Source organism: Alloyangia pacifica (genome assembly GCF_003111685.1).
GTDB lineage: Bacteria > Pseudomonadota > Alphaproteobacteria > Rhodobacterales > Rhodobacteraceae > Salipiger > Salipiger pacificus_A.
The window spans coordinates 106,404-126,226 of sequence record NZ_CP022191.1; the positions used below are offsets into that span (position 1 = coordinate 106,404).

Annotated in this window: 16 protein-coding genes; 12 read left to right on the plus strand and 4 right to left on the minus strand. The window is 65.0% G+C overall.

Translation table 11 applies throughout. From position 1 onward, the window contains the following. Positions 1-10 precede the first annotated feature (10 nt). Positions 11-1,291 (plus strand): MSMEG_0569 family flavin-dependent oxidoreductase, encoded by a 1,281-nt coding sequence (locus CEW88_RS19675; RefSeq protein WP_108970398.1) that lies wholly within the window; start codon positions 11-13, stop codon positions 1,289-1,291. Next, positions 1,291-2,127 (plus strand): Pnap_2097 family protein, encoded by an 837-nt coding sequence (locus tag CEW88_RS19680; protein WP_108970078.1) that lies wholly within the window; start codon positions 1,291-1,293, stop codon positions 2,125-2,127. Before CEW88_RS19675 ends, CEW88_RS19680 begins: the two co-directional genes overlap by 1 nt. A gap of 1,738 nt (positions 2,128-3,865) precedes the next feature. On the opposite strand, the gene CEW88_RS19690 is transcribed toward CEW88_RS19680, so the two are convergent. Further along, a complete protein-coding gene (locus tag CEW88_RS19690) occupies positions 3,866-4,771 on the minus strand; it encodes a LysR family transcriptional regulator (RefSeq protein ID WP_108970080.1) in 906 nt (301 codons plus the stop codon). 114 nt (positions 4,772-4,885) lie between these two features. Here CEW88_RS19690 and CEW88_RS19695 point away from each other — a divergent pair, with 114 nt between their 5' ends. The 4 genes from CEW88_RS19695 to CEW88_RS19710 all read left to right on the plus strand — a co-directional run bounded on the left by CEW88_RS19695 (position 4,886) and on the right by CEW88_RS19710 (position 7,888). Further along, positions 4,886-5,818: a VOC family protein gene (locus CEW88_RS19695; RefSeq protein WP_108970399.1), complete on the plus strand. Its 933-nt coding sequence runs from the start codon at positions 4,886-4,888 to the stop codon at positions 5,816-5,818. 5 nt (positions 5,819-5,823) lie between these two features. After that, positions 5,824-6,429 (plus strand): alpha/beta hydrolase, encoded by a 606-nt coding sequence (locus CEW88_RS19700; RefSeq protein WP_108970081.1) that lies wholly within the window; start codon positions 5,824-5,826, stop codon positions 6,427-6,429. Positions 6,430-6,494: 65 nt separating this feature from the next. Then, complete coding sequence (locus CEW88_RS19705; RefSeq protein ID WP_108970082.1) at positions 6,495-6,794, plus strand: GNAT family N-acetyltransferase; 300 nt, start codon at positions 6,495-6,497, stop codon at positions 6,792-6,794. A gap of 128 nt (positions 6,795-6,922) precedes the next feature. Then, on the plus strand, positions 6,923-7,888 hold the full coding sequence (locus CEW88_RS19710) for a pirin family protein (RefSeq protein WP_108970083.1): 966 nt from the start codon (positions 6,923-6,925) through the stop codon (positions 7,886-7,888). A 426-nt stretch (positions 7,889-8,314) separates the two neighbouring features. On the opposite strand, the gene CEW88_RS19715 is transcribed toward CEW88_RS19710, so the two are convergent. From CEW88_RS19715 to CEW88_RS19725, 3 genes are read right to left on the minus strand one after another with little or no spacing between them, the layout of a single operon-like run. Beyond that, positions 8,315-8,674, minus strand: a complete 360-nt coding sequence (locus CEW88_RS19715) for an ATP-binding protein (protein WP_108970084.1) — start codon at positions 8,672-8,674, stop codon at positions 8,315-8,317. Positions 8,675-8,680: 6 nt separating this feature from the next. Beyond that, positions 8,681-9,382, minus strand: coding sequence for an RES family NAD+ phosphorylase (locus tag CEW88_RS19720; RefSeq protein ID WP_108970085.1), 702 nt, complete (start codon positions 9,380-9,382; stop codon positions 8,681-8,683). Continuing rightward, complete coding sequence (locus CEW88_RS19725; protein ID WP_108970086.1) at positions 9,379-9,768, minus strand: MbcA/ParS/Xre antitoxin family protein; 390 nt, start codon at positions 9,766-9,768, stop codon at positions 9,379-9,381. The genes CEW88_RS19720 and CEW88_RS19725 overlap by 4 nt, the downstream gene beginning before the upstream one ends. A gap of 362 nt (positions 9,769-10,130) precedes the next feature. Between CEW88_RS19725 and CEW88_RS19730 the strand changes: the two genes are divergently transcribed. From CEW88_RS19730 to CEW88_RS19765, 6 genes are all read left to right on the plus strand, one after another. Beyond that, on the plus strand, positions 10,131-11,252 hold the full coding sequence (locus CEW88_RS19730) for an MFS transporter (protein WP_370457214.1): 1,122 nt from the start codon (positions 10,131-10,133) through the stop codon (positions 11,250-11,252). Positions 11,253-11,941: 689 nt separating this feature from the next. Then, positions 11,942-12,625 (plus strand): hypothetical protein, encoded by a 684-nt coding sequence (locus CEW88_RS19745; RefSeq protein WP_159099685.1) that lies wholly within the window; start codon positions 11,942-11,944, stop codon positions 12,623-12,625. After that, positions 12,622-14,991 (plus strand): UDP-forming cellulose synthase catalytic subunit, encoded by a 2,370-nt coding sequence (gene bcsA / locus CEW88_RS19750; protein WP_108970089.1) that lies wholly within the window; start codon positions 12,622-12,624, stop codon positions 14,989-14,991. Before CEW88_RS19745 ends, bcsA begins: the two co-directional genes overlap by 4 nt. 4 nt (positions 14,992-14,995) lie before the next feature. Further along, on the plus strand, positions 14,996-17,233 hold the full coding sequence (locus tag CEW88_RS19755) for a cellulose biosynthesis cyclic di-GMP-binding regulatory protein BcsB (protein WP_159099686.1): 2,238 nt from the start codon (positions 14,996-14,998) through the stop codon (positions 17,231-17,233). Next, a complete protein-coding gene (locus CEW88_RS19760; protein ID WP_108970091.1) occupies positions 17,230-18,303 on the plus strand; it encodes a glycosyl hydrolase family 8 in 1,074 nt (357 codons plus the stop codon). The genes CEW88_RS19755 and CEW88_RS19760 overlap by 4 nt, the downstream gene beginning before the upstream one ends. 14 nt (positions 18,304-18,317) lie before the next feature. After that, positions 18,318-19,730, plus strand: a complete 1,413-nt coding sequence (locus CEW88_RS19765; protein WP_254694566.1) for a hypothetical protein — start codon at positions 18,318-18,320, stop codon at positions 19,728-19,730. Positions 19,731-19,823 lie beyond the last annotated feature (93 nt).

A 19,823-nucleotide genomic window follows, 5' to 3' on the forward strand; every position in this document is an offset into this window, starting at 1 on the left:
GATGGAAACGATGAAAGACACCCAGACCCCGCATATCCCCGTGGTGATCGTCGGCGGCGGGCAGGCAGGCCTGTCGACCGCCTACTGCCTCAAGAAGAAGGGGATCGAGAGCATCGTCTTCGAGCGGCACGAGAAGTTTCATTCGTGGCGCAACAGCCGCTGGGACAGCTTCTGCCTCGTCACCCCGAACTGGCAGTGCCGCCTGCCCGATTTCCACTATGACCGCGAGTATGGTGGCACCGATCCCGACGGCTTCATGCTCAAGGAAGAGATCACCGACTACGTCGACGCCTTTGCCGCGATGGCGCAGCCCAACCTGCGCGAGAACGTCGAAGTGACCCGCGTGGTCCCGGACGCTGAGGGCGGCTTCACCGTCGAGACCTCGATCGGCACATGTACCTGCGATCAGGTGGTGATCGCCACCGGCGGCTACGACACGCCGATCGAGCCGCCCTACGCCAAGAACCTCTCGCCCGAGGTCTTCCAGATGCACTCGGTCGACTACCGGAACGTCGACCAGTTCCCCGAGGGTGGCGTGCTGATCGTCGGCACCGGCCAGTCGGGCGTGCAGCTGATGGAGGATTTCTGCCGCGCCGGACGCGACGTGCACCTCGCCGTCGGACCCGCGCCGCGCAGCCCGCGCAAGTATCGGGGCCGCGATGCCACCGACTGGCTTTATGACGCCGGGCACTATGCGATCACCATCGCCGAGCACCCCGACCCGGTGAAGGCGCTGACCCAGACCAACCACTACATGTCGGGTCGCGACGGTGGCAAAGAGATCGACCTGCGCCGCTTCCACGTCGAGCAAGGCGTCGAGCTTTATGGCTCTCTGGCGGATATGGACGGGACCACGGTGAAATTCCTGCCCGATCTGACGAAGAACCTCGACGACGCCGACCGCTCCTACGTCGGCATCCGCACCCAGATCGATGCCTATATCGCCCGCGAAGGCATCGATGCGCCAGAGGAGCCGACTTTCGAGAAGCTCTGGAAGCCGCAAGCCGAACGCACCGAGATCGACCTTGCCGAGGCAGGCATCACCTCGGTGCTTTGGGCCATCGGCTTTCGTCCCGACTATTCGTGGATCGAGGCGGATGTCTTCGACGCCCGCGGCAAACCCATCTTCGACCGCGGCGTGACCGAACACCCGGGTCTGCATTTCATCGGGCTTGGCTGGCTGAACACCTGGGGCTCGGGGCGCTTCCTTGGCATCGAGGAAGACAGCCGTCACCTCGCCGGGCAGATCGCGGCGCAACTGGCCGGCGCGGCGCAGCGGGCGGCGGGCTGATGCTGGATGTGGACACCACAGGGGTGGGGGTGCTTACCCGCCAGCGCCTCGGGATGCAACAGCTTTCGCCGCACGGGCTATCCGAGACATGGGCGCTCGGCTTTTGCGGCGACATCCATTGGCAGCTGCTCGCGGCGACGCTGGGACAGGAAGAATTCGGATTCCGCACCGCCGATGGCCGCCCTATCTACGCCGCCTTCTGCGCGACCCGGATCGAGCTGCCCCGGTCGCGAGACCTGCTCGGCGCCGAACTCGACATCCGCTCGCGCCTCGCCAGCTTGGGCGGGGCCTGCATCGGCTCGCGTCACGAGTTTCGGCAAGGCGGGCAAGTGATCGGCTCGCTATTGATGCTGTCGACCTTCGTCACGCATGACGAGACCGGCTCCAATCGCCGGATCGTGCGCGCGATGCCGGAGCGCGATTGCATGCTGCCCGAGGCCGGGGTCGAGTTAAAGGAGTTGGATGCGCGGGCAAGGAGTGTCTTGCGCACGCTGCGGGGGCAGCGGGTCGACGAGGGCGTCAGGCTCACGCCAAGCCCGAGCCTAGATTTCAACGCTGTTGGTCTGCTCTACTTCGTAAGCTTCACCCGACTTGCGGAGAGCGTGTCGAATTCCGTCGACCGCGTCCGTGCAAGGGAGATCATCTACCTTGGCAACCTCGATCAGGGCGAGACCGTCAAGGTTCTGCAAAACGGTACCGAGGCGCTGGTGGCGCGTGAGGACGGCAAGATCATTGCCCATGTCACCGTCGCTCGCGAGGCGCAATGCCATAGCCTTGCCCTTGAAGAGCGGACCGAGGCACCGGGCACGCAGATTCAGCCTGAAGAACGTCGCTGACACCAAGCAGCACCATTGCTGCACTAGAAATTGTCTCGGCTCCATAGACCTGGGACGAATTCTGCGGCCACGCGCGCAAACTGCCTGGCAAGCGCTTCGGCTTCCCTTGGAACGTCTCGCCCGGGCGCGCGCCTGGACCGACACTACCGCCTCCGGCGCGGCATCCATCAGGGGCTCGCAAGGCGGTCCAGTCACCAAGCCCGAGAGGCCTCGCGTCGCGGCCGCGCAGGGCGGACCTGCCTGGCTGTGCCCATATTGATTGGGCGGCAACACCGACGCACTGATCGCCAAAGCCCGTGCAAGTGGATCTCTGCGGATCAGGTGCAGCTCGCGCCTCACCTCCCATCATCCATTCAATACATAGTTTCCCAAAAAATTGTCTGCATTGTAGCTCAGGAGGGTGCGGCAAAATGGCTCTAACTTCTCTGAAACTCCTGCATTAATCGTGATTTTAGTGAAATATTTCAGCTCCTTAAGACTGCCTTGTATTTGTATGCCAATTCAATACATACATTATCACAACATCATGACTTGAAGCGACACTTACCGTATGGCTATCACGCCTCATCTTGAGGGTGGCCAGCTCCCAACCACGCGCATGTCTGTCCGCCCTCGCCCGGCGCTTGAGTCACGCGTGTTTCTCAGCAGGCGCCACACCAAACTGGAAGTGAAGGCAAACTATGATTTGGGTTCCCATCGCGCTCGGGCTGTTCAAGTTCACCGTTCTAGGTGCAACCTTTGTCCTATGCATCAGGGCGCAACGCGAGGGAGAGCGAGAGGATGAAGAGCGAGAGGAAGCCAGACGGCAGCAGCTGCTGCTTGCGGAGTCCGCCTCAGAAACGGATTTGAAGGTCGCAGAATGATGTCATAGGTTTGTAGTCCCGTCGGACAAGACCACCGGCGATAGCCATCGCAGGGTCGCTCCAAGATCATTTTCCTCGATCGGCTCGGCACTCCGTGGATAGGCCTTCGACCCGAAGTTGATCGCCCGCCAGTCACTGGCGAACCAGGTGCCGAGCATGGCGATCGAAGTCGCGGCTCCCTCGCAGGACGAGAGGCCCTGCTCGAAGTAGCGGATCTTGCGCCGCTCCAGATCGCCACCCTCACCCAGACCCGTGGCGGCGTCTCATCGGCCCCGTCACAGTCGGCCGGACACAACGAGTCTCTTCGCTGGCGCTGCTGCTTCCGAGATCGCTGCTCGCGCTGGCCGCCTGTCCATTGCCGTCGCCGCTCGCTTGATCCCGCCCGGTCGCGGCGCCAGCCCGCCGATACCTCTCATCTCTCTCCGCACGACCTCTCACTGGCGCCTTTGACCATATAGCCGAATGTACCGCGACGATGCGGCGGCTTTGGGAGGCCCAAACTTCAGATAAACTGAAAATATGTCACATTGGGCATTTGAGCGGTTGCGCGCCGGAGCAATTCGAAAAGCGAAAACGAAACGAAATCCGTTTTGCCATGAGAACGGAAAGCACCCGGTGCTTTCTCCCTCTGGCGCATACCTGCTCCGCACAAGACTGCCGGTTCTCCGGTTCCAAAAATGGGCCAGACGTGGTGCCGGCCTCGTCGAAGCCAAGGCTCGGGCAGGCTCGCAAGGGCGACAGCACCTGCGCTGTCGGATATGTTCGCACACAGCGCTGCCCCGTCAGCCGTTCTGCCAGCAAGTCGATGTGATCGACGTAGCCTGACCCTCTTGGAGGTTGCCGATTTCCAATCGAAACTGAACCGGGCGCGGAGATCAGAAATCGAAACTGTCGATGTCGCGGATGTAGGCCTCGAAGAAGTCGGTGAAGGTGCCGACCAGCGGCGGCAGTTTCTCGTAGGGTGGATAGTAGAGCATGAGGTTGAGCGGCGGCAGCTGCCATCCCGGCAACACCAGCTCGAGCGCGCCGGAGATCAGCCCTTCCCGCACCAGAAAATCGGGCAGGTTGACCATGCCGTTCCCCGACAGCGCCATCTCGTAGAGGAACTCGCCGTTGTTCGAGGTGACTCTGGTCCCGGCGCGCAGCGCCCGGCGCTGGCCGCCGCGGGTGAAAGTCCAGGTCTCGGCCGCGCCCCCACGGCCATAGGACAGGCAGTGTTCGGGCAGCAGGTCGTCGGGGGACTCCGGGCGCGGGATGCGCTCGAAGAGCGAGGGCGAAGCGACCACCTGCCGGGGTACCTGACAGATCCGCCGCCAGATCGTCGACTTGTCCGCCGGCGGATCCGAGATGCGGATCGCGAGATCGCAGTTGGCGTCAAGGATATCGACCAGCACATCGGTCAGATGCACGTCGAGTGCGATATGCGGATAGGCCAGCCGGAAGCTCGCCACCAGACCCGGCATCAGCCGCATGCCGAACGACATCGGCGCGTTGATCGCCAGCTGCCCCCGGTCGGGCCTCGTGGTGCGCGTGACCTCCTCGGTCACCCTGTCGAACTCTTCGAGCACCGGGCGGTAGCGCGCCGCGACCATCGCCCCTGCCCCGGTGAGCGAGACCTGCCGTGTCGTGCGCAGCAGCAATTGCTGGCCGAGGTCTTCCTCGAGCTGGGCGATGATCCTGGTGATCGAGGCCGGCGTCATCCGAAGGCTGCGGGCCGCCCCGGCGAAACTGCCCTGCTCGACGACTTCAAGAAAGACCCGGATCGGCTTGATGGTCTGCATCGCGCCAGATTGTTTCGATCCGGCGTAATAGTAAATGCCCGCGAGTTTCTATTCTTGAAAATTATCGTAGCCCCTATCTTGAATGCAACAGACACAGACTCGATGGAGATCGAAATGATCACGGACATCAAAGGGCTGCACCACGTCACCTCGATGGCGGCGGACGCGGCCGAGAACAATCGCTTCTTCACCGACACGCTCGGCCTGCGCCGGGTCAAGAAGACCGTCAACTTCGACGCGCCCGAGGTTTACCACCTCTACTACGGCGACGAGATCGGCACCCCCGGCTCGGTAATGACCTATTTTCCCTTCGGCCAGATGCCCCGCGGGCGTCGCGGTACCGGTGAGGTCGGCGTGACCGAGTTCGCCGTGCCCGAGGGCGCGCTTGGCTACTGGAAGGACCGGCTCGCCGCCAAGGGCGCGACTGGTCTCACCGAAAGCAGCTTCCTCGGCGAGACCCGGCTGGAGTTCGCCGGCCCCGACGGCGACCGCTTCGCGCTGGTGGAGAGCCCTGATCGCGGCCGCACCGCCTGGACCGGCGCCGGCGTATCCGAAGAGGCCGGAATCCTCGGCTTCCACGGCGCCCGGATGCGGCTGCGCGACAGCGCCGCCACCGCCGAGCTGCTGAGCTTCATGGGCTACCAGAAGGACGAGACCGACGGCGCCGTGACCCGCTACCGCATCGAGGGCGGCAACGCCGCCGACACCATCGACCTCGAGGCGGTGCCCGGAGGTCAGGCCGCGGCGCAGGGCGCGGGATCGGTGCATCACATCGCCTTTGCAGTCGAGGACCGCGCGGCGCAGCTGCGGGTGCGCGACGCGCTGCTCGACACCGGCTACCAGGTGACCCCGGTGATCGACCGCGACTACTTCTGGGCGATCTACTTCCGCACCCCCGGCGGGGTGCTCTTCGAGATCGCCACCAACGAGCCCGGCTTCGACCGGGACGAGGACACCGCGAACCTCGGGCAGGCGCTGAAGCTGCCGACCAGATACGAGCCGTACCGCGGCCAGATCGAAGGGCGTCTGCCCGCAATTGGAGCCTGATCGCCATGACCCAGACCCTGAGCTACCACGCCCGCACCCGTGCCCCCGATCCGGGGGCGCCGCTGATCTTCGCGTTTCATGGCACCGGCGGAGACGAGACCCAGTTCTTCGAACTGGTGCGGCAGATCCACCCCGGCGCAGGCATCGTCTCGCCCCGGGGAGACGTCTCGGAAGGCGGCGCCGCGCGCTTCTTTCGGCGCACCGGCGAGGGCGTCTACGACATGGAGGACCTCGCCGAGCGGACCGCGCGGATGGCGGCCTTCATCGCCGCGCACAAAGCCGTCAATCCGGGCGTTCCGGTCTATGGCTTCGGCTATTCCAACGGCGCCAACATCCTCGCTTCGGTGGTGATGGCGCAACCCGATCTCTTCGACCGGATCGGACTGCTGCACCCGCTGATCCCGTGGCAGCCGGCGCCGATCGATCTCGGCGGTCGGCGCGTGCTGGTCACCGCCGGGCGCCGCGATCCGATCTGCCCGTGGTCGCTCACCGAAGGGCTGCTGACGTGGCTGGTCGACAGTGGTGCCGACGTCCGGACCGAGATCCACGACGGCGGCCACGAGATCCGGCAGGGCGAGATCGCGGCCCTGGCCGAGCTGCTCACCGCATGACCTGCCGCGGCGCCCTCTCCCCGGGCGCCGGAGGCTTCTCCCAGACCCATGCAGGAGACATCGAAATGACCGATCCGATCATCCGCTACAGCGAAACCGACAGCAAAGCGCGCTACGTCGCCACGGTGGAGGGTGCCGCGGGCGAAGGCGAGTTGACCATCTCCAAGGTCTCGCCGACCCTCATCATCGCCGACCACACCGCGGTGCCTGACAGCATGCGCGGCATGGGCATCGCCAAGGCACTGGTGCTCCGCCTTCTCGCGGACGCCCGCGGCAAGGGCCAGCGCATCGTGCCGCTCTGCCCCTTCGTGCGTGGCTACGCGATGCGCCACAGCGACGAGACCGCCGACGTCATCCAGTGGTGACCCCGCCGGTCGCCGGGCCCGCGAACACAGCGCCGCCGTGCGCAAGTCCTGCGGGCGAGGCATCGCCCGTGGCAGGACGACACACAGGACAGAGGCGGTAACGCCGGCCACCCCAGAGGAGACCCGAGATGAGCTGGAACCCTACCCATAGCCCTGAATGCCCGGACTTTGGCTGCGGCGCGCTCGAGACGCTGATCATCCCCCGCGCCCGCGATATCGGCGGCTTTGACGTCCGCCGCGCCCTGCCCTCGCCGAAGCGGCAGATGGTCGGACCGTTCATCTTCTTTGACCAGATGGGCCCCGCCGAGTTCATCACCGAGGGCGGCATCGACGTGCGCCCGCATCCGCATATCGGGCTCGGCACGGTCACCTACCTCTACCAGGGCGAGTTCGAGCACCGCGACAGCATCGGCAGCCACCAGATGATCTACCCCGGCGAGGTCAACTGGATGACCGCGGGCCGCGGCGTGACCCATTCGGAACACACCAGCGAAAAGACCCGCGGCACCCGCCACAGCCTTTTTGGCATCCAGACCTGGATCGCCCTGCCCGAACACCTCGAGGAAAGCGACCCCGGCTTCGAGCACCACGGCAAGGAGGCGCTTCCGTTGATCTCCGACGGTGGCAGCGAAGCCCGGCTCATCCTCGGCGCCGCCTATGGCGAGAAAAGCCCTGTGACCATGCCGTCCGAAACCTTCTACCTCGACGTCGTGCTGCAGCCGGGCGCCGGGTTCCCCTTGCCCGAGGATCAGGAAGACCGCGGCATCTACGTCACCGAAGGCGCGATCGAGGTCGCAGGCGACATCTTCGAGGCCGGTCGCATGATGGTGTTCCGCCCCGGCGACCGGATTTCGGCCAAGGCCGGTCCCCAGGGCGCCCGCCTCATGGCGCTCGGCGGCGCGACCATGAACGGACCAAGGTATATCTGGTGGAATTTCGTCTCGTCGTCAAAGGACCGCATCGAACAGGCCAAGGAGGACTGGAAGGCCGCCGACTGGGCGAACGGTCCCTTCCGCCTGCCGCCCGGCGACGAGCAGGAGTTCATCCCGATCACCGAAGAGCTGGACCGCACCCGCCCGAGAAACTGGGACTAGTTTCCGCGAATGAACATGCATAGCGAGGCAGATCGATGGCGCACTTGCAAGCTCAGGGGCGGATAACGCTGAATTATGTGACAAATAGACTCTCGATATAACGTCATTTCTTACTTATGGACGTCGCGAACTCTGAGCGCCCCGGGTTTGCCGGAGGCTGATTGTCGTTAGATACGCGGCCGTGTTTTCAGTTTCCCGAGCTGCGTAGAAGTTGGCTTCTGCTTCGGCTGGCGGGATGTTCCGAGCCTCATCGCGGCATTGGTGGCGCGGATGGGTGAGCTCCCCAATGCGCCGATCGACGTGACGAAAGTGCCCTGCATTCTCCGTCTGCCGCACACTTAATCGCAGCAACGTCCAAGGCGGGTTTGAAGCGGCGCAAGGCCTCATCGAAAGATACCCGTTGGCACACTACCGGAAGCGGATCGATCAAGACGGCTGAACAACATGGCAAACCAAGGCTGACCGCGTCTGGCCTTGGCTGCGTTCATGGGCGTCGGCGCGGGTGATGGACAGTCCCAGACCAACGCTGCCCTGCGCGGCACCGCGTGCCGCATCGATGCGGTAGAAGGGGCGGAATACCTCCTCGAGCAGATGGTCCGGGATGCCGGGGCCGTGGTCGCGGATGATGACGTCGACCATGTCTCGCGTCTTGCGGAAATTGACCTCCGCGCTGCCCCCGTATTTCACGGCATTCTCCAGCAGATTGCGCAGCGCATGAGCAAAATCCTCTTTCTCACACCCAAACTTGGAATTCGGGATCGGGCAAGTAACGGGATCAGCCCCGATGGGAGGTCAGGTCACCGCGACGACCGAATAGTCGGGCGAGCCCTCCCAGACGAGGTCCCAGGACGCCCCCGGGCGGACGTTCTGTATGGCGCGGGGCTCGAAGCACACGAGGCAATTGCCCCCCGGCACGGGCGCGCGAACCGAGGGGTAGATCAGCCCCCGCGAGCCTTCGCGCCGCAGGTGCTGGGCGAGGCTCTGGCCCTCGGGGTATCCGATCTCCGGTTCGGGGCGCAGCGCAGGATGGACCGGATCGTCGGTGATGTCATCGAAGGTGCCGATGAAATCCGCCAGGATCTCGACGTAACGGGCGCTGTCCTCGAAACAGCCGATGTAGCCGAGTTCCCGCGTCCGGTGCCACGCGACCTCGCTGACCGAGACCATGACGTCCCAAGCGCAGTACCAGGCCCCGCGCTCCTCGGAGTTGAAGCGATTGCCACCCGCCCGCGTATAGGTGAAGGCCGCGTTGACATGGGTCTCGCCATAGATGCGCAGGTCGTGGCTGCGGCGGCGCCAGGCGAGTTCGCGCGGGTCGATATGCGGGTTCCTGCCCCGCTCGGCCTGAAGGCGGCCGCTGGTCAGCCCCTCAATCTCGGCGAGGATCTCGAGTTCGTCATCGCTGTCCACGAGGCCGCGCAGCGCGGGCGGCTTGTGGTAGGTGGCGGGCAGGAGGCGAACGAGGCCGCGATCCGAGATCTCGGTCTGTTTCACGCGCCACCCCGCAGCGCGTCGAGGTAGGTGCGGATCGCGAGGATCTGCGGCAAGCCGCCCTCGACAGCGGCATCGATCGGCCGGCTGCCGCCAAAGAGCGGGCCGGCGTTCGGCCGGGTGAACCAGCTCCGCGCGAGCGGATCCGAGAAATAGAGCTCGAGGGACTTGTAGATGCCGATCACCGCGCTGAGCCGCAGCAGCTGGTCCTTGGTCAGCTCGCCTGCGAAATCGGGTTTCCGGGCGCGCTTCCAAGTGCTTTCCGACATGTCCGCAAGGCCCGCCGCCTCCTTCACGCTCAGCGCCCAGGCATCGGCGATGCGCGCGTAGGCCTTGAGGGCGACGGCGTTGATCTGCGCGGGTTCCCGGGTCTTGGCGATGATGTGCATCTCGATCTCCTTTGGTTCGAATATAGTCCATATGAACCTATAGTAAAGTTCATATGAACTGACAGCATGGTTGCAACAGATGTCAGCGCGCGTGTCCTCCTGGACTGGGAATAGCTTCGACGGCTCGGTGCGCTCCAGGGTCACGCGGACGCGAGTCTTCACCTTGGGAGTGGGCACCGCGCTGGTAATCCGTGAATTCGCGTGTAGCGGGCCTTCACCTGTTGCCATCCTCATCGAGGCGTAGTTCATGGGGCCTACTAGGACCCACAGGAAGGGCGGATGCCTTGACCACCACCACGCCCGCCCGCACCTACCTCGTCGTCCTGACCGCGCTCGGCGCGACGCATCTTCTGAACGACCTGATGCAGTCGCTGATCCCGGCGGCCTATCCGATCCTGAAAGAGGCTTACGGCCTCGACTTCGTGCAGATCGGGCTGATTACGATGACCTTTCAGATCGCCGGATCATTGCTTCAGCCGGTCATGGGGATGGTGACGGACCGGTATCCCGCGCCTTATTCGCCGGTCGTCGGCATGGCCTTCACCCTTTCGGGGCTGATCTGCCTCGCTTTCGCGGGAAGCTACGGCGGTATCCTTGTAGCGGTCGCGCTGATCGGCATCGGCTCCTCGATCTTTCACCCGGAGGCGACCCGGACGGCGCGCTATGCCGCGGGTGACCGGCAGGGGCTGGCGCAGGGAATCTTTCAGGTTGGAGGTCAGGCGGGCGGCGCGCTCGGGCCGGTCCTTGCCGCGCTGATCATCGTGCCCTGGGGGCAGCCGAGCCTCGCTTGGTTTGCGGTGCTCGCGCTGCTCGCGATGCTGATCCTGACCTGGATCGGCAGCCAGCAGCACCGGATCCGGGCAGAGTTCACCCACCGCTCGGCCCGCAGGCTGGCCGAAGCCCCCGCATCGAAGCGGAGTGCCGCGACGGTTGCTTTGGGATTGATCGTCCTCACCTTCCTGATGTTCACCAAGAACACTTATGGCGAGAGCTTCCGGTCCTTCTACACGTTCTACCTCATCGAGAAGTTCGGCCTGTCGATTCCCGCCTCGCAGATGATGTTGTTCCTCTTCCTCATGGCCGCAGCCGTGGGCGTGCTGATCGGCGGCATCGTCGGCGATGCAATCGGACGGCGACAGATCATCTGGATCTCGGTGCTGGGGCCGCTGCCTCTGACCCTGATCCTGCCTTACGCCGACCTGTTTTGGACCGGAGTGCTGACGATCGCCATCAACCTGATCATGGCCAGCGCCTTTGCCTCGATCCTGATCTACGCAATGGACCTGCTGCCGAACCGCATCGGGCTGATCGGAGGACTCTTCTACGGCCTGAACTTCGGCCTCGGAGGAATCGCGGCAGCGCTGCTCGGCATCCTGGCGGACAGCTACGGGGTCGAGGCGGTCTATCGGCTTTGTGCCTTCCTGCCGCTGGCGGGACTTGCCGTTTGGTTCCTACCGCCGATTGAGGAACGGCGCGTTCGGTAGGATGGAGCGAATGGATGTCGAGGGTCCGGCGCGCCTGTACGGGCATTTCCGGGATTTCGTTCCAAACGAGCCATCCTGCGAATGTTGCCCAGACCAGAGCCGTATAGGCGAGAGGCGCAACGACAACCGCGGGTGCCATTCGGAAGGCCTGGGTGATAAGCGTCATCCCAGCCGTCCCCCCAAAGAAAAATGCGATAGCAACGAACTTCCACAGGTCACTCAGCGGTAGGCTGCAGAACGCCTGCCGAAGTCTTCGAAGCCAAGCTCGTGGATATCCGGAACCGATTGACGAAAAATAGGAAATCAGACTTTGCGCTTCGGCGTGAGTGCACAGCGAACACACAGCGAACCTCAGCCTCAGTGTGCGAGCCAGCGCGTTCGGTGACGCCAAGAGGACCAACGCGCTCCTCGACCGGCTGACGCTTCGCAGCCATATGCTCGAAACACGAAACGGCTGTCTCCATTTCGGGGGCAACGCGGCCGCAGCAGCGCGAAAACGAGGGGGGGACGCATATCCTGACCCAAACATGCGCCGCGCGGCACAATGTAAGGTCGTCCCTCCCCGGCGCCCCCCGGTGCCGTGATGGGTCGAAATCAACACTCAAGACCTCGGCAAGTCTTCGCCTATGGCTTTTGGGCTCCACTTCGGTCAGGTATGGCCTCAGTTTGAGGCAAGGTGCGGTGTTACAGTGGCCGAGCATTGGAGCAGGAAGGCGGCACGTTTGCCCATTCGGCTTGCGCGCGTTTTGGTGCCGGGCCTACTGGCGATCATGCTTGCCGCCTGCGGGGGCTTTCCTCTAACCTACACAGAGTTCCAGGCGCGCCTTGACGAGGCGCCTTATGTGCAGCAGCCGCTGTCGAGCGCATGGATCCGGGTTCCCGAGGCCCAACTCGTTCTGGAACGCAGATTTCGTTCGGTTACCGAGCAGCGCATCCTGCTGCCCAACCGCACGGCCCTGCGGGGCGAGAATTTCATCCTTCTTCACTCGGAAGCGTCGCCGCTCTCCGTCGGAGGAAGGTTCCGTCCGACCGAATTGCTGGCCTCTGCCGAAGGCACGCCCTACCCGTTCGAACGGTTCGAGGACCTGGAGTTTAAAACCACCACCGATGCTCTTGGCATCATGAGCTGGGCGAGCTGGAGCAACCATGCGGGGCTCAACTGCGTCCTCGCCTTCCGCCGCCTTGATGCGACCGCGCGCACCCTGTTGTCGGGCACCGCGGCAATGGACATGATGCTGCGCAATTGCATCCACGGCAGCGAAGACACGGCACTGGCACCGATCGGGCCGGAGGCCGTCGGCTTTGCCGCGATCACCACCGAGCCCGCCGCCGCCCCTCAAATGCTCTCACCTCTGGCGGGTCCCCTCCCATGAAATCGTCATCAAGCGCACAATCCGCCACCTCGCTCTTGCTGTTCGGGGTCTGGACGGTCCTCGCCGTCCCTCTCCTCTTCCTCGCGTCGGTGCCGATCTCCGTCAGCACGCAGGGCCTTTTGGCATTGGTGGCCTGTGTGCTCATCTATGGCCTCAAGCCGTTCGTGGGAACACGGATTTCGGTCCGCTTCGTCGTGATGTCGATCGCCGGGGTCTTCGTGCTGCGCTACTGGCTGTGGCGTGCCTTCGAGACGCTGCCATCGCTCGATGACCCGGTCTCGCTGATCGCCGCGCTGGTGCTCTTCGGGGCCGAAACCTTCACCGTCGGCCTGTTCTTTCTCACCGCGCTGATCACTGCCGACCCGGTCACCCATCCGCGGCCGGAGCCGATCAGGCTGAGCGATGTTCCGACCGTCGACATCCTCGTGCCGAGCTACGACGAGAGCCCCGAGCTTCTGGCCGTCACGCTGGCGGCGGCCAAGCGGGTGAACTACCCCGAAGACAGGAAGACCGTCGTGCTCTGCGACGATGGCGGCACCGACCAGCGCTGCACCCATTCCGACCCTGCCATTTCCGAGCGGGCGCTGGCGCGCCGGGCGAGGCTTCAGGCGCTCTGCGATGAGCTTGGCGTGGTCTACACCACGCGCGCCCGCAACGAGCACGCAAAAGCCGGCAATCTCAACGCGGCCTTGCGGAAGGTCAGCGGGGAGCTGGTTCTCATCCTCGATGCCGACCACGTGCCCACGCCGGACTTCCTGGCCCGGACCGTGGGATATTTCGCCGAACGGCCACGGCTTTTCCTGGTGCAGACCCCGCACTTCTTCACCAACCGCGACCCGATCGAGCGCAACCTCGCGCTGCCCGAGAACTGCCCGTCCGAAAACGAGATGTTCTATTCCGAGATCCACCGCGGGCTCGACCGGCTGGGCGGGGCGTTCTTCTGCGGATCGGCGGCGCTGCTGCGCCGCAAGGCGCTCGACGAGGTCGGCGGTATCTCGGGCGAGACCATCACCGAAGACGCGGAAACCGCGCTCGACATCCATGCGCGCGGCTGGGAGAGCCTGTACCTCGACCACGCCATGATCGCCGGGCTGCAGCCCGAGACCTTTGCCTCTTTCATCCAGCAGCGCGGCCGTTGGGCGACAGGCATGCTGCAGATGCTGATCCTCAAGAACCCCATTTTCCGCAGCGGCCTCACCATGGCGCAGCGGCTTTGCTATCTCAACTCGATGAGCTTCTGGCTGTTTCCGCTGATCCGCACGATCTTCCTGCTCAGCCCCCTGCTCTATCTCTTCTTTGGCCTCGAGATCTTCGTCGTCGATCCCGAGGAGGTCTTCGTCTACATCCTGCCCTACCTCCTGATCGGCTTCATGGTGCAGAACGCGCTTTTCTCCGAGGTACGCTGGCCGCAGATCTCGGAGGTCTACGAGATCGCGCAGACCCCCTATATCCTCAAGGCGCTGGTCGAAACCGTGCTGCGTCCGCGTGGCGCCTCGTTCAAGGTGACCGCAAAGGACGGCAGTCTCGAACACGCCTTCCTGTCGCCCATCTACCGGCCGCTCACGCTGCTCGTCGCACTGCTGCTCGCGGGCCTCGCCGCCGGGGCCTACCGCTGGTACGCCTTCCCCGGGGACCGGTCGGTCGTGCAGATCGTCGGCGCTTGGGCGCTCTACAATTTCGTGCTGGCGGCCTATGCCCTGCGCGCCGTCTTCGAGCGCCCGCGGCGCCTGATCCGCCCGCGCACCGCGGTGTCGACCCCCGGGCAGATCACCCTGCTCGCGCCGACCTCCGAGGCCGACCGCGAGGCGCAGGACGTCACGATCCTGTCCGCCAGCCCCGAGAAGTTCCAGTTGCAGCTCAAGGACGGCACGCAAGAAGCCTGGACCGCCGAACATCCCGGAGCGACAGTCGCGCTTGTCCCCACCCTGCCCAAGGCCCCCGACCTCGAAACCGCTCTGCCGATGACCATCTCCGAGGTGCGCTCGGGAGTGGAGGGCACCGTGATCGAGCTCAGCGTCGCGCCCGAGCACATGGTTCAGGCCGCGCAGCTGACCGCGCATGTCGTTTACGGTGATAGCCGCAGGTGGCAGTTCTTCCGCAAGTTCCATTCGCAGAGCAGCACGCTGGTTGCGGGGCTGCTCTACGTTCTGGCCAAGAGCGCGATCTCGATTCCGCAGTCCATCTTCGACTTTGCCCGCGAGCTGACCCTGCGCAGCGGCCGGCCAGAGGCGGATGACACCCTGTTCGAGGATGCCTTCACCGGCGCCACGAAGGGGACCCAGCCAAATCCTGTCCTGGTTGCCGAGACAAATGTCCCCCAGGCCAGTATCCCGCAGGCCGACGGCTACCTCAGGATCGAGGATTGAGCCCATGCACACGATAAGACCCCTGATCCTGGCGCTCCTCCCCGCGCTCGCACTGCAGACCTCGTGGAGCGCCGCGCAACAAATCGAAATCGAGGATTTTCCGCCGGCCTCGGAACCGCGCGTCGCGCCGGCCGAGCCCAAGCCCGAAACGCGGGTCCTGCCCTCGGAGCGGCAATGGTCCGTGCCCGACGTACAGCCCTCGTCAGAGGGGGCGCAGGAGAGCGACGTGCTCTTGCCGCTGCGCCCGCGCAGCCCGCAGGGGGGAGAGACCGCCGGCCACCGCCTGCAGGGCGAATATCCCGAAGAAGATTTCTGGCTCTTTCTGCCCCGCGCGATCGACGGGGCCTCTCTCGCGATCACCACGCTGAGCTCGATCAACCTTCTTCCGGATCGCTCGCATGCCACGGTCCTCGTCAACGGCACCGAGATCGGTAGCGTCGTGCTCGAGAATTTCTCCGCAGCCGGCACCATGTTGCTTCCGGTGCCGGATGGGCTGTTGACCGCGGGCCGCAACCTGGTGGAAGTCCGCCTCGAGCAGATTCACCGCGTGTTCTGCGGCCCGGACGCCTCATTTGGGCTCTGGACCGACATCATCGCGTATCAGAGCGGGATCACGGTGCCGCGCACGGAGCTCGGTCTCGATCCGCTGAGCTTCATCGCCGCCACTTCCGCACAACTCGCGCAGGGAAAGACCTTCTCGCTCGCAAGTGACAGCTACGCACAGGTGATGAACGCATCACCCCACGTCGCGCGCATCGAAAGCCTTTTCGAAGGCCTGCCGCCCGAGATCACGGTCGACGATTACTACAGGGTCACGGAGCAAAGCCCTCAACTCGCCCGTGTCACCGCGCTTCCCGAGCAATACCCCGTTCCCGACCTGCCGCGGTTTCAGCGCGGCGGAGACGGCGCCATCGTCCTGCTCACCAACAATGGGCAGGCGCAAGCGTCCGAGGCGCTGCTGGCACGCGCGCTCGGCCCGATGCCAGCCGGCACATCGGTGCCGGAGGTCGTCCCCGGAAAAAGACAGCCGCTGTCCGAACTCGGGGTGAGCACGCTCGAGGGTCGCGGGCACTACATCCGCCAGGCGGTCCCGTTCCGCCTGCCGTGGGACTGGCTGGTTCTGGCGTCGCAGCGCGCGCAACTGCGCCTTGACTACGCGTTCGTCAGGGATTTGCCGAAAGGCGCGCTGCTGCTGGTGAAGATCAACGACGAGACCATCCGACTGCTGCCACTGGACGATGTGAATCAGGCCGGGCGCCGCCTCGATCCGCTGCTGATCCCCTTCGCGGCAAACCAGCTGCAGCCGGGCGTGAACGAGGTGTCCTTCGAGGCGCTCGTCCCGGGTGAGCCGGCGGATGCCGCCTGCGCGCCGCAGCCCGCCCCTGTCTTCCAGATCTTCGACACGACCAGCCTGACGGTCCCGGAGAGCCCGCGCATGGTGCTGCCGCGCATCGACCGGAGCCTCGCCTCGCTCGATGTATCCCGCATCTCGATGAGCGAAGCGGCGCAGCGGACGCTGCCGCTCGGGATGCTCGCCCAAATTTCGTCGATCTACGTCTCGGATGAGACAGCCGCCGCCGTCCCGCAGGGTCAACCCCCACGCACCGGTTCGATCAAGATCGGCATCCCTGCCGATCTTTCGGTGATCCCCGGCGACATCGTCAGCAAGAACGTGGCGGAACTCGAAGAGGTCCTGCTGTCGCCGCCCACCACCACGGGACAGGTCGTCGATCCCTGGGCGAAGGTTGACTCGCGCGGCTGGTGGACGCTCTTTCTCGACCGGCACAAGGCCACCGACAGCCTGCGGGAATTGCGGGGCAAGATCATCTCGCTCTGGCGCGGCCCGGAGTCCGATCTCGACAGCTGGCTGCTCGGCCGCTCCGCCGAGGCCATGCTCGTTCAGCCCAGCATGGAGACACCCGAGGACCTCTGGTTGATTGTCCGTCCCAACACCGATTACGAGCGCCTCGTTGCCTCGCTTGTCGACATGCACCAAAAGTCCGAAGGCCCCAAGGGACAGGTCTCGCTGTTCGGATTCGACGGCACCTGGCAGGTCTGGAGATCGGCAAGCCGCCCGCTCAGCCTGCAGGAACCTCTCACCATCTCGAACGCACGCGCAGTTGTCGGCAACTATGTAACACTTTCGCCGGGAAGGTACATTGCCCCCCTTTTCCTGCTCGCCATAGGATGCGCACTGTCCGCGATGGGGCTCCTGGTCGCGAGCCGACGGAGAAAGAAATGAACCGGCGCAGTTTGCTTTCGGGAATGGCGGCTCTGGCTGGCCTGATTGGCACCGGCGCGGCAACCTCGGCCCAGACGCTCGGGCTGGAAGCCAACCTGCAGGACGTCTGGCTCGCCTGGCGCACTGCAAATCTCGATGCAACCGGACGTGTTATCGACCAATTCCAGCGCAATTCCAGCCACTCCGAAGGACAGGGCTACGGCCTGCTGCTTGCCGCGACACTGGGCGACCAGCGCGCCTTCGAACGCATGGAAACCTGGACGCGTCTGAACCTTGCCATCCGTTCCGACAACCTGATGGCCTGGCGATGGTTCCCGGACGAGCCGGTCAAGGTGCCGGATCTCAACAACGCCAGCGACGGGGATCTCTTCCGGGCCTGGGCGCTCCTGCGCGCGGCGCGGCGCTTCAACATCCCCGACTACCGCCAAAGCGCCAAGCTCATCGTCTCGGACATCGTCGCCTCCTGCATCGCGCGGCACCCCGGCGGTGACGACCATGATCCGCTGCTCATCCCCGGCGCAGAAGGCTTCAGGACCGATGCGGGGTTCATCTACAATCCCTGCTACGCGATGCCGCTCGCGATGACCGAGCTGGCCACCGAGTTCGATGCGCCGATCCTCGCGCAGGCCGCCCGCGGGTCCGTCGAATTGGCAAGGACGCTCGCGCAGGACGGTGTCGTTCCAGACTGGGTAGAGGTGACCCCAAGCGGGGTCCGCGCCGCCGAGGGCTTTTCGTTCGAGGCCGGCTACGAAGCCATGCGTCTGCCGCTCTACCTGATCTGGTCCGGGCTGAAAGACCACCCGGCGGTGCTGCGCTACGCCGAGGCACAGGAGCGGCTCGCCGCGGGCGTTGTCGCAACGGTCATCGACCGAGAGACCGGCCGCGCGCTTTCCACCAGCAACGACCCCGGCTACAGGGCGATCTCCGCGCTCGCCGCCTGCACGGTGCGCCAGAGCGTGGGCTCGCAGATCCCGCCCTTCTCGAGCAGTTCGCCCTACTATCCGGGCACGCTGCAGCTCTTTACGATGATCGCCCAGATCGAAGCCTCGCCGATGTGTATCCCGATATGACCCTGCTTAGACACATGGGACTCCCGCTCGCGGTTGCGTGTTGCCTTGTCGGCGGAGCCGCCCTGGCGCAAACGCCGACCGACGCGGACCTCCAGGCGCTGCGTTTCTACATGTCCGAGAGCAACCAGCAGGCGGTCAATTCAGAGATCCGGCGGCTGCAGTTGCAATACCCCGATTGGGTCGTGCCGGACGATCTTGGCCAGATCGAACGCAGCGTGCCCGGCGAGATGATCGACCGCATCTATCGCCAGGTCGACGCCGGGCAGTTCGAAGGCGCCCGCGGCACGATCGCCGAGATCAGCCGCGAATATCCCAATTGGTCGCCCTCCGCGGACCTGCTAGAGACCCTCGCGCTCTCCGAGGCACAGGCCAGCTTTGAAGAAGCCGTGTCGGGGAACAATGCCGACGTCGCGATCCGCGTTGCGCGCGCCAATCCCGCCCTCTTGCGCTGCGAGCGGGTCAACAACGCCTGGCTGCTGGCCGAGCAATACCAGTCGATTGGCGACGTGACCGCCGCGCTCGGGGTGTACACCGGGATCGCGCGCAGCTGCACCGATCCCGACGCCCTGGTGGCCACACTCGAGAAATCGGCGGATGTCGCCACACTCGACCAGCTTGCACGACTAGCCGATCTTGCGCGCAGCCAGTCTCCGGCCACGGCGGACCGGCTGACCTCGGTCGAAGACCGGCTTCGTGCCGGAATGCTGGCGCAGGGACAGATCGCGCCCGCGACGTCTCCCCTTGATCCCCTGAGCACCGTGGAAATCGGCCCTGCGACAGGCTCCTCACCTGCAGTCAGCCTGCGCCCTGTCGGCCGGCCTCAGCGCGCGGCCAGCCTGCAAAGACCGGCAAGCAGCGCCCCGGCCACCACGGCTCCCGCGTCGCTCTCGGGCGCTCGAAGCGCCGCGCAACGCGGCGACTGGGCAAGCTGCCTCGCCGAGTCCGCCAGCGCGCGTGACGCGGAGACCGTCGCGCAGCGCGGATGGTGCGCCCTCAATGCGGACCGTCCCATGCAGGCGCTCGCGGATTTCAAGGCTGCCGCCAGCAGCGCGCGGAGCCCCCAGACCCGCCGCGATGCCAGCTATGGTCAGGCGCTCGTCATGCTGCGGCTCAACATGGTGGATGAGGCCGCGGCCGTCGCCGCCGGCACGCATTTCACCGCCGAGCAACGGCTCGAGATCGAAAGCCAGATCCTCGATAAGCGCGGGGTCGCCGCCTACAACCGCCGGGACTTCAGGCGTGCCATCGCCTATTTTGACGAGCTCGAACGCGTCACGGGCGTGGTGCGCCGCGATCTCGCGCTTCTGCGGGGCTATGCCTACCTGAACTCCGGGCAGAAAGCGCAGGCCCGGATCGAATTCCAGAGGCTCCACGACCAAATGGCCACGCCCGCCTCGCGCCGTGCGCTCTCCGACGCGTTGCGCTGATCCACAGGCCGAGACGTACCCTCAGCTTGGCGGACCTATCCGATCGGATAGGCCGGGACACGCCGTTCGGACTACCCCCGCCCCCCAACGCGC

Bases quoted from the DNA above. Each gene is read 5' to 3' on its own strand.
- bcsA (WP_108970089.1), top strand. From the start codon at position 12,622: ATGAAATCGTCATCAAGCGCACAATCCGCCACCTCGCTCTTGCTGTTC.
- CEW88_RS19700 (WP_108970081.1), top strand. From the start codon at position 5,824: ATGACCCAGACCCTGAGCTACCACGCCCGCACCCGTGCCCCCGATCCG.
- CEW88_RS19755 (WP_159099686.1), top strand. From the start codon at position 14,996: ATGCACACGATAAGACCCCTGATCCTGGCGCTCCTCCCCGCGCTCGCA.
- CEW88_RS19695 (WP_108970399.1), top strand. From the start codon at position 4,886: ATGATCACGGACATCAAAGGGCTGCACCACGTCACCTCGATGGCGGCG.
- CEW88_RS19730 (WP_370457214.1), top strand. From the start codon at position 10,131: ATGCAGTCGCTGATCCCGGCGGCCTATCCGATCCTGAAAGAGGCTTAC.
- CEW88_RS19675 (WP_108970398.1), top strand. From the start codon at position 11: ATGAAAGACACCCAGACCCCGCATATCCCCGTGGTGATCGTCGGCGGC.
- CEW88_RS19710 (WP_108970083.1), top strand. From the start codon at position 6,923: ATGAGCTGGAACCCTACCCATAGCCCTGAATGCCCGGACTTTGGCTGC.
- CEW88_RS19765 (WP_254694566.1), top strand. From the start codon at position 18,318: ATGGGACTCCCGCTCGCGGTTGCGTGTTGCCTTGTCGGCGGAGCCGCC.
- CEW88_RS19760 (WP_108970091.1), top strand. From the start codon at position 17,230: ATGAACCGGCGCAGTTTGCTTTCGGGAATGGCGGCTCTGGCTGGCCTG.
- CEW88_RS19680 (WP_108970078.1), top strand. From the start codon at position 1,291: ATGCTGGATGTGGACACCACAGGGGTGGGGGTGCTTACCCGCCAGCGC.
- CEW88_RS19690 (WP_108970080.1), bottom strand. From the start codon at position 4,771: ATGCAGACCATCAAGCCGATCCGGGTCTTTCTTGAAGTCGTCGAGCAG.
- CEW88_RS19725 (WP_108970086.1), bottom strand. From the start codon at position 9,768: ATGCACATCATCGCCAAGACCCGGGAACCCGCGCAGATCAACGCCGTC.
- CEW88_RS19705 (WP_108970082.1), top strand. From the start codon at position 6,495: ATGACCGATCCGATCATCCGCTACAGCGAAACCGACAGCAAAGCGCGC.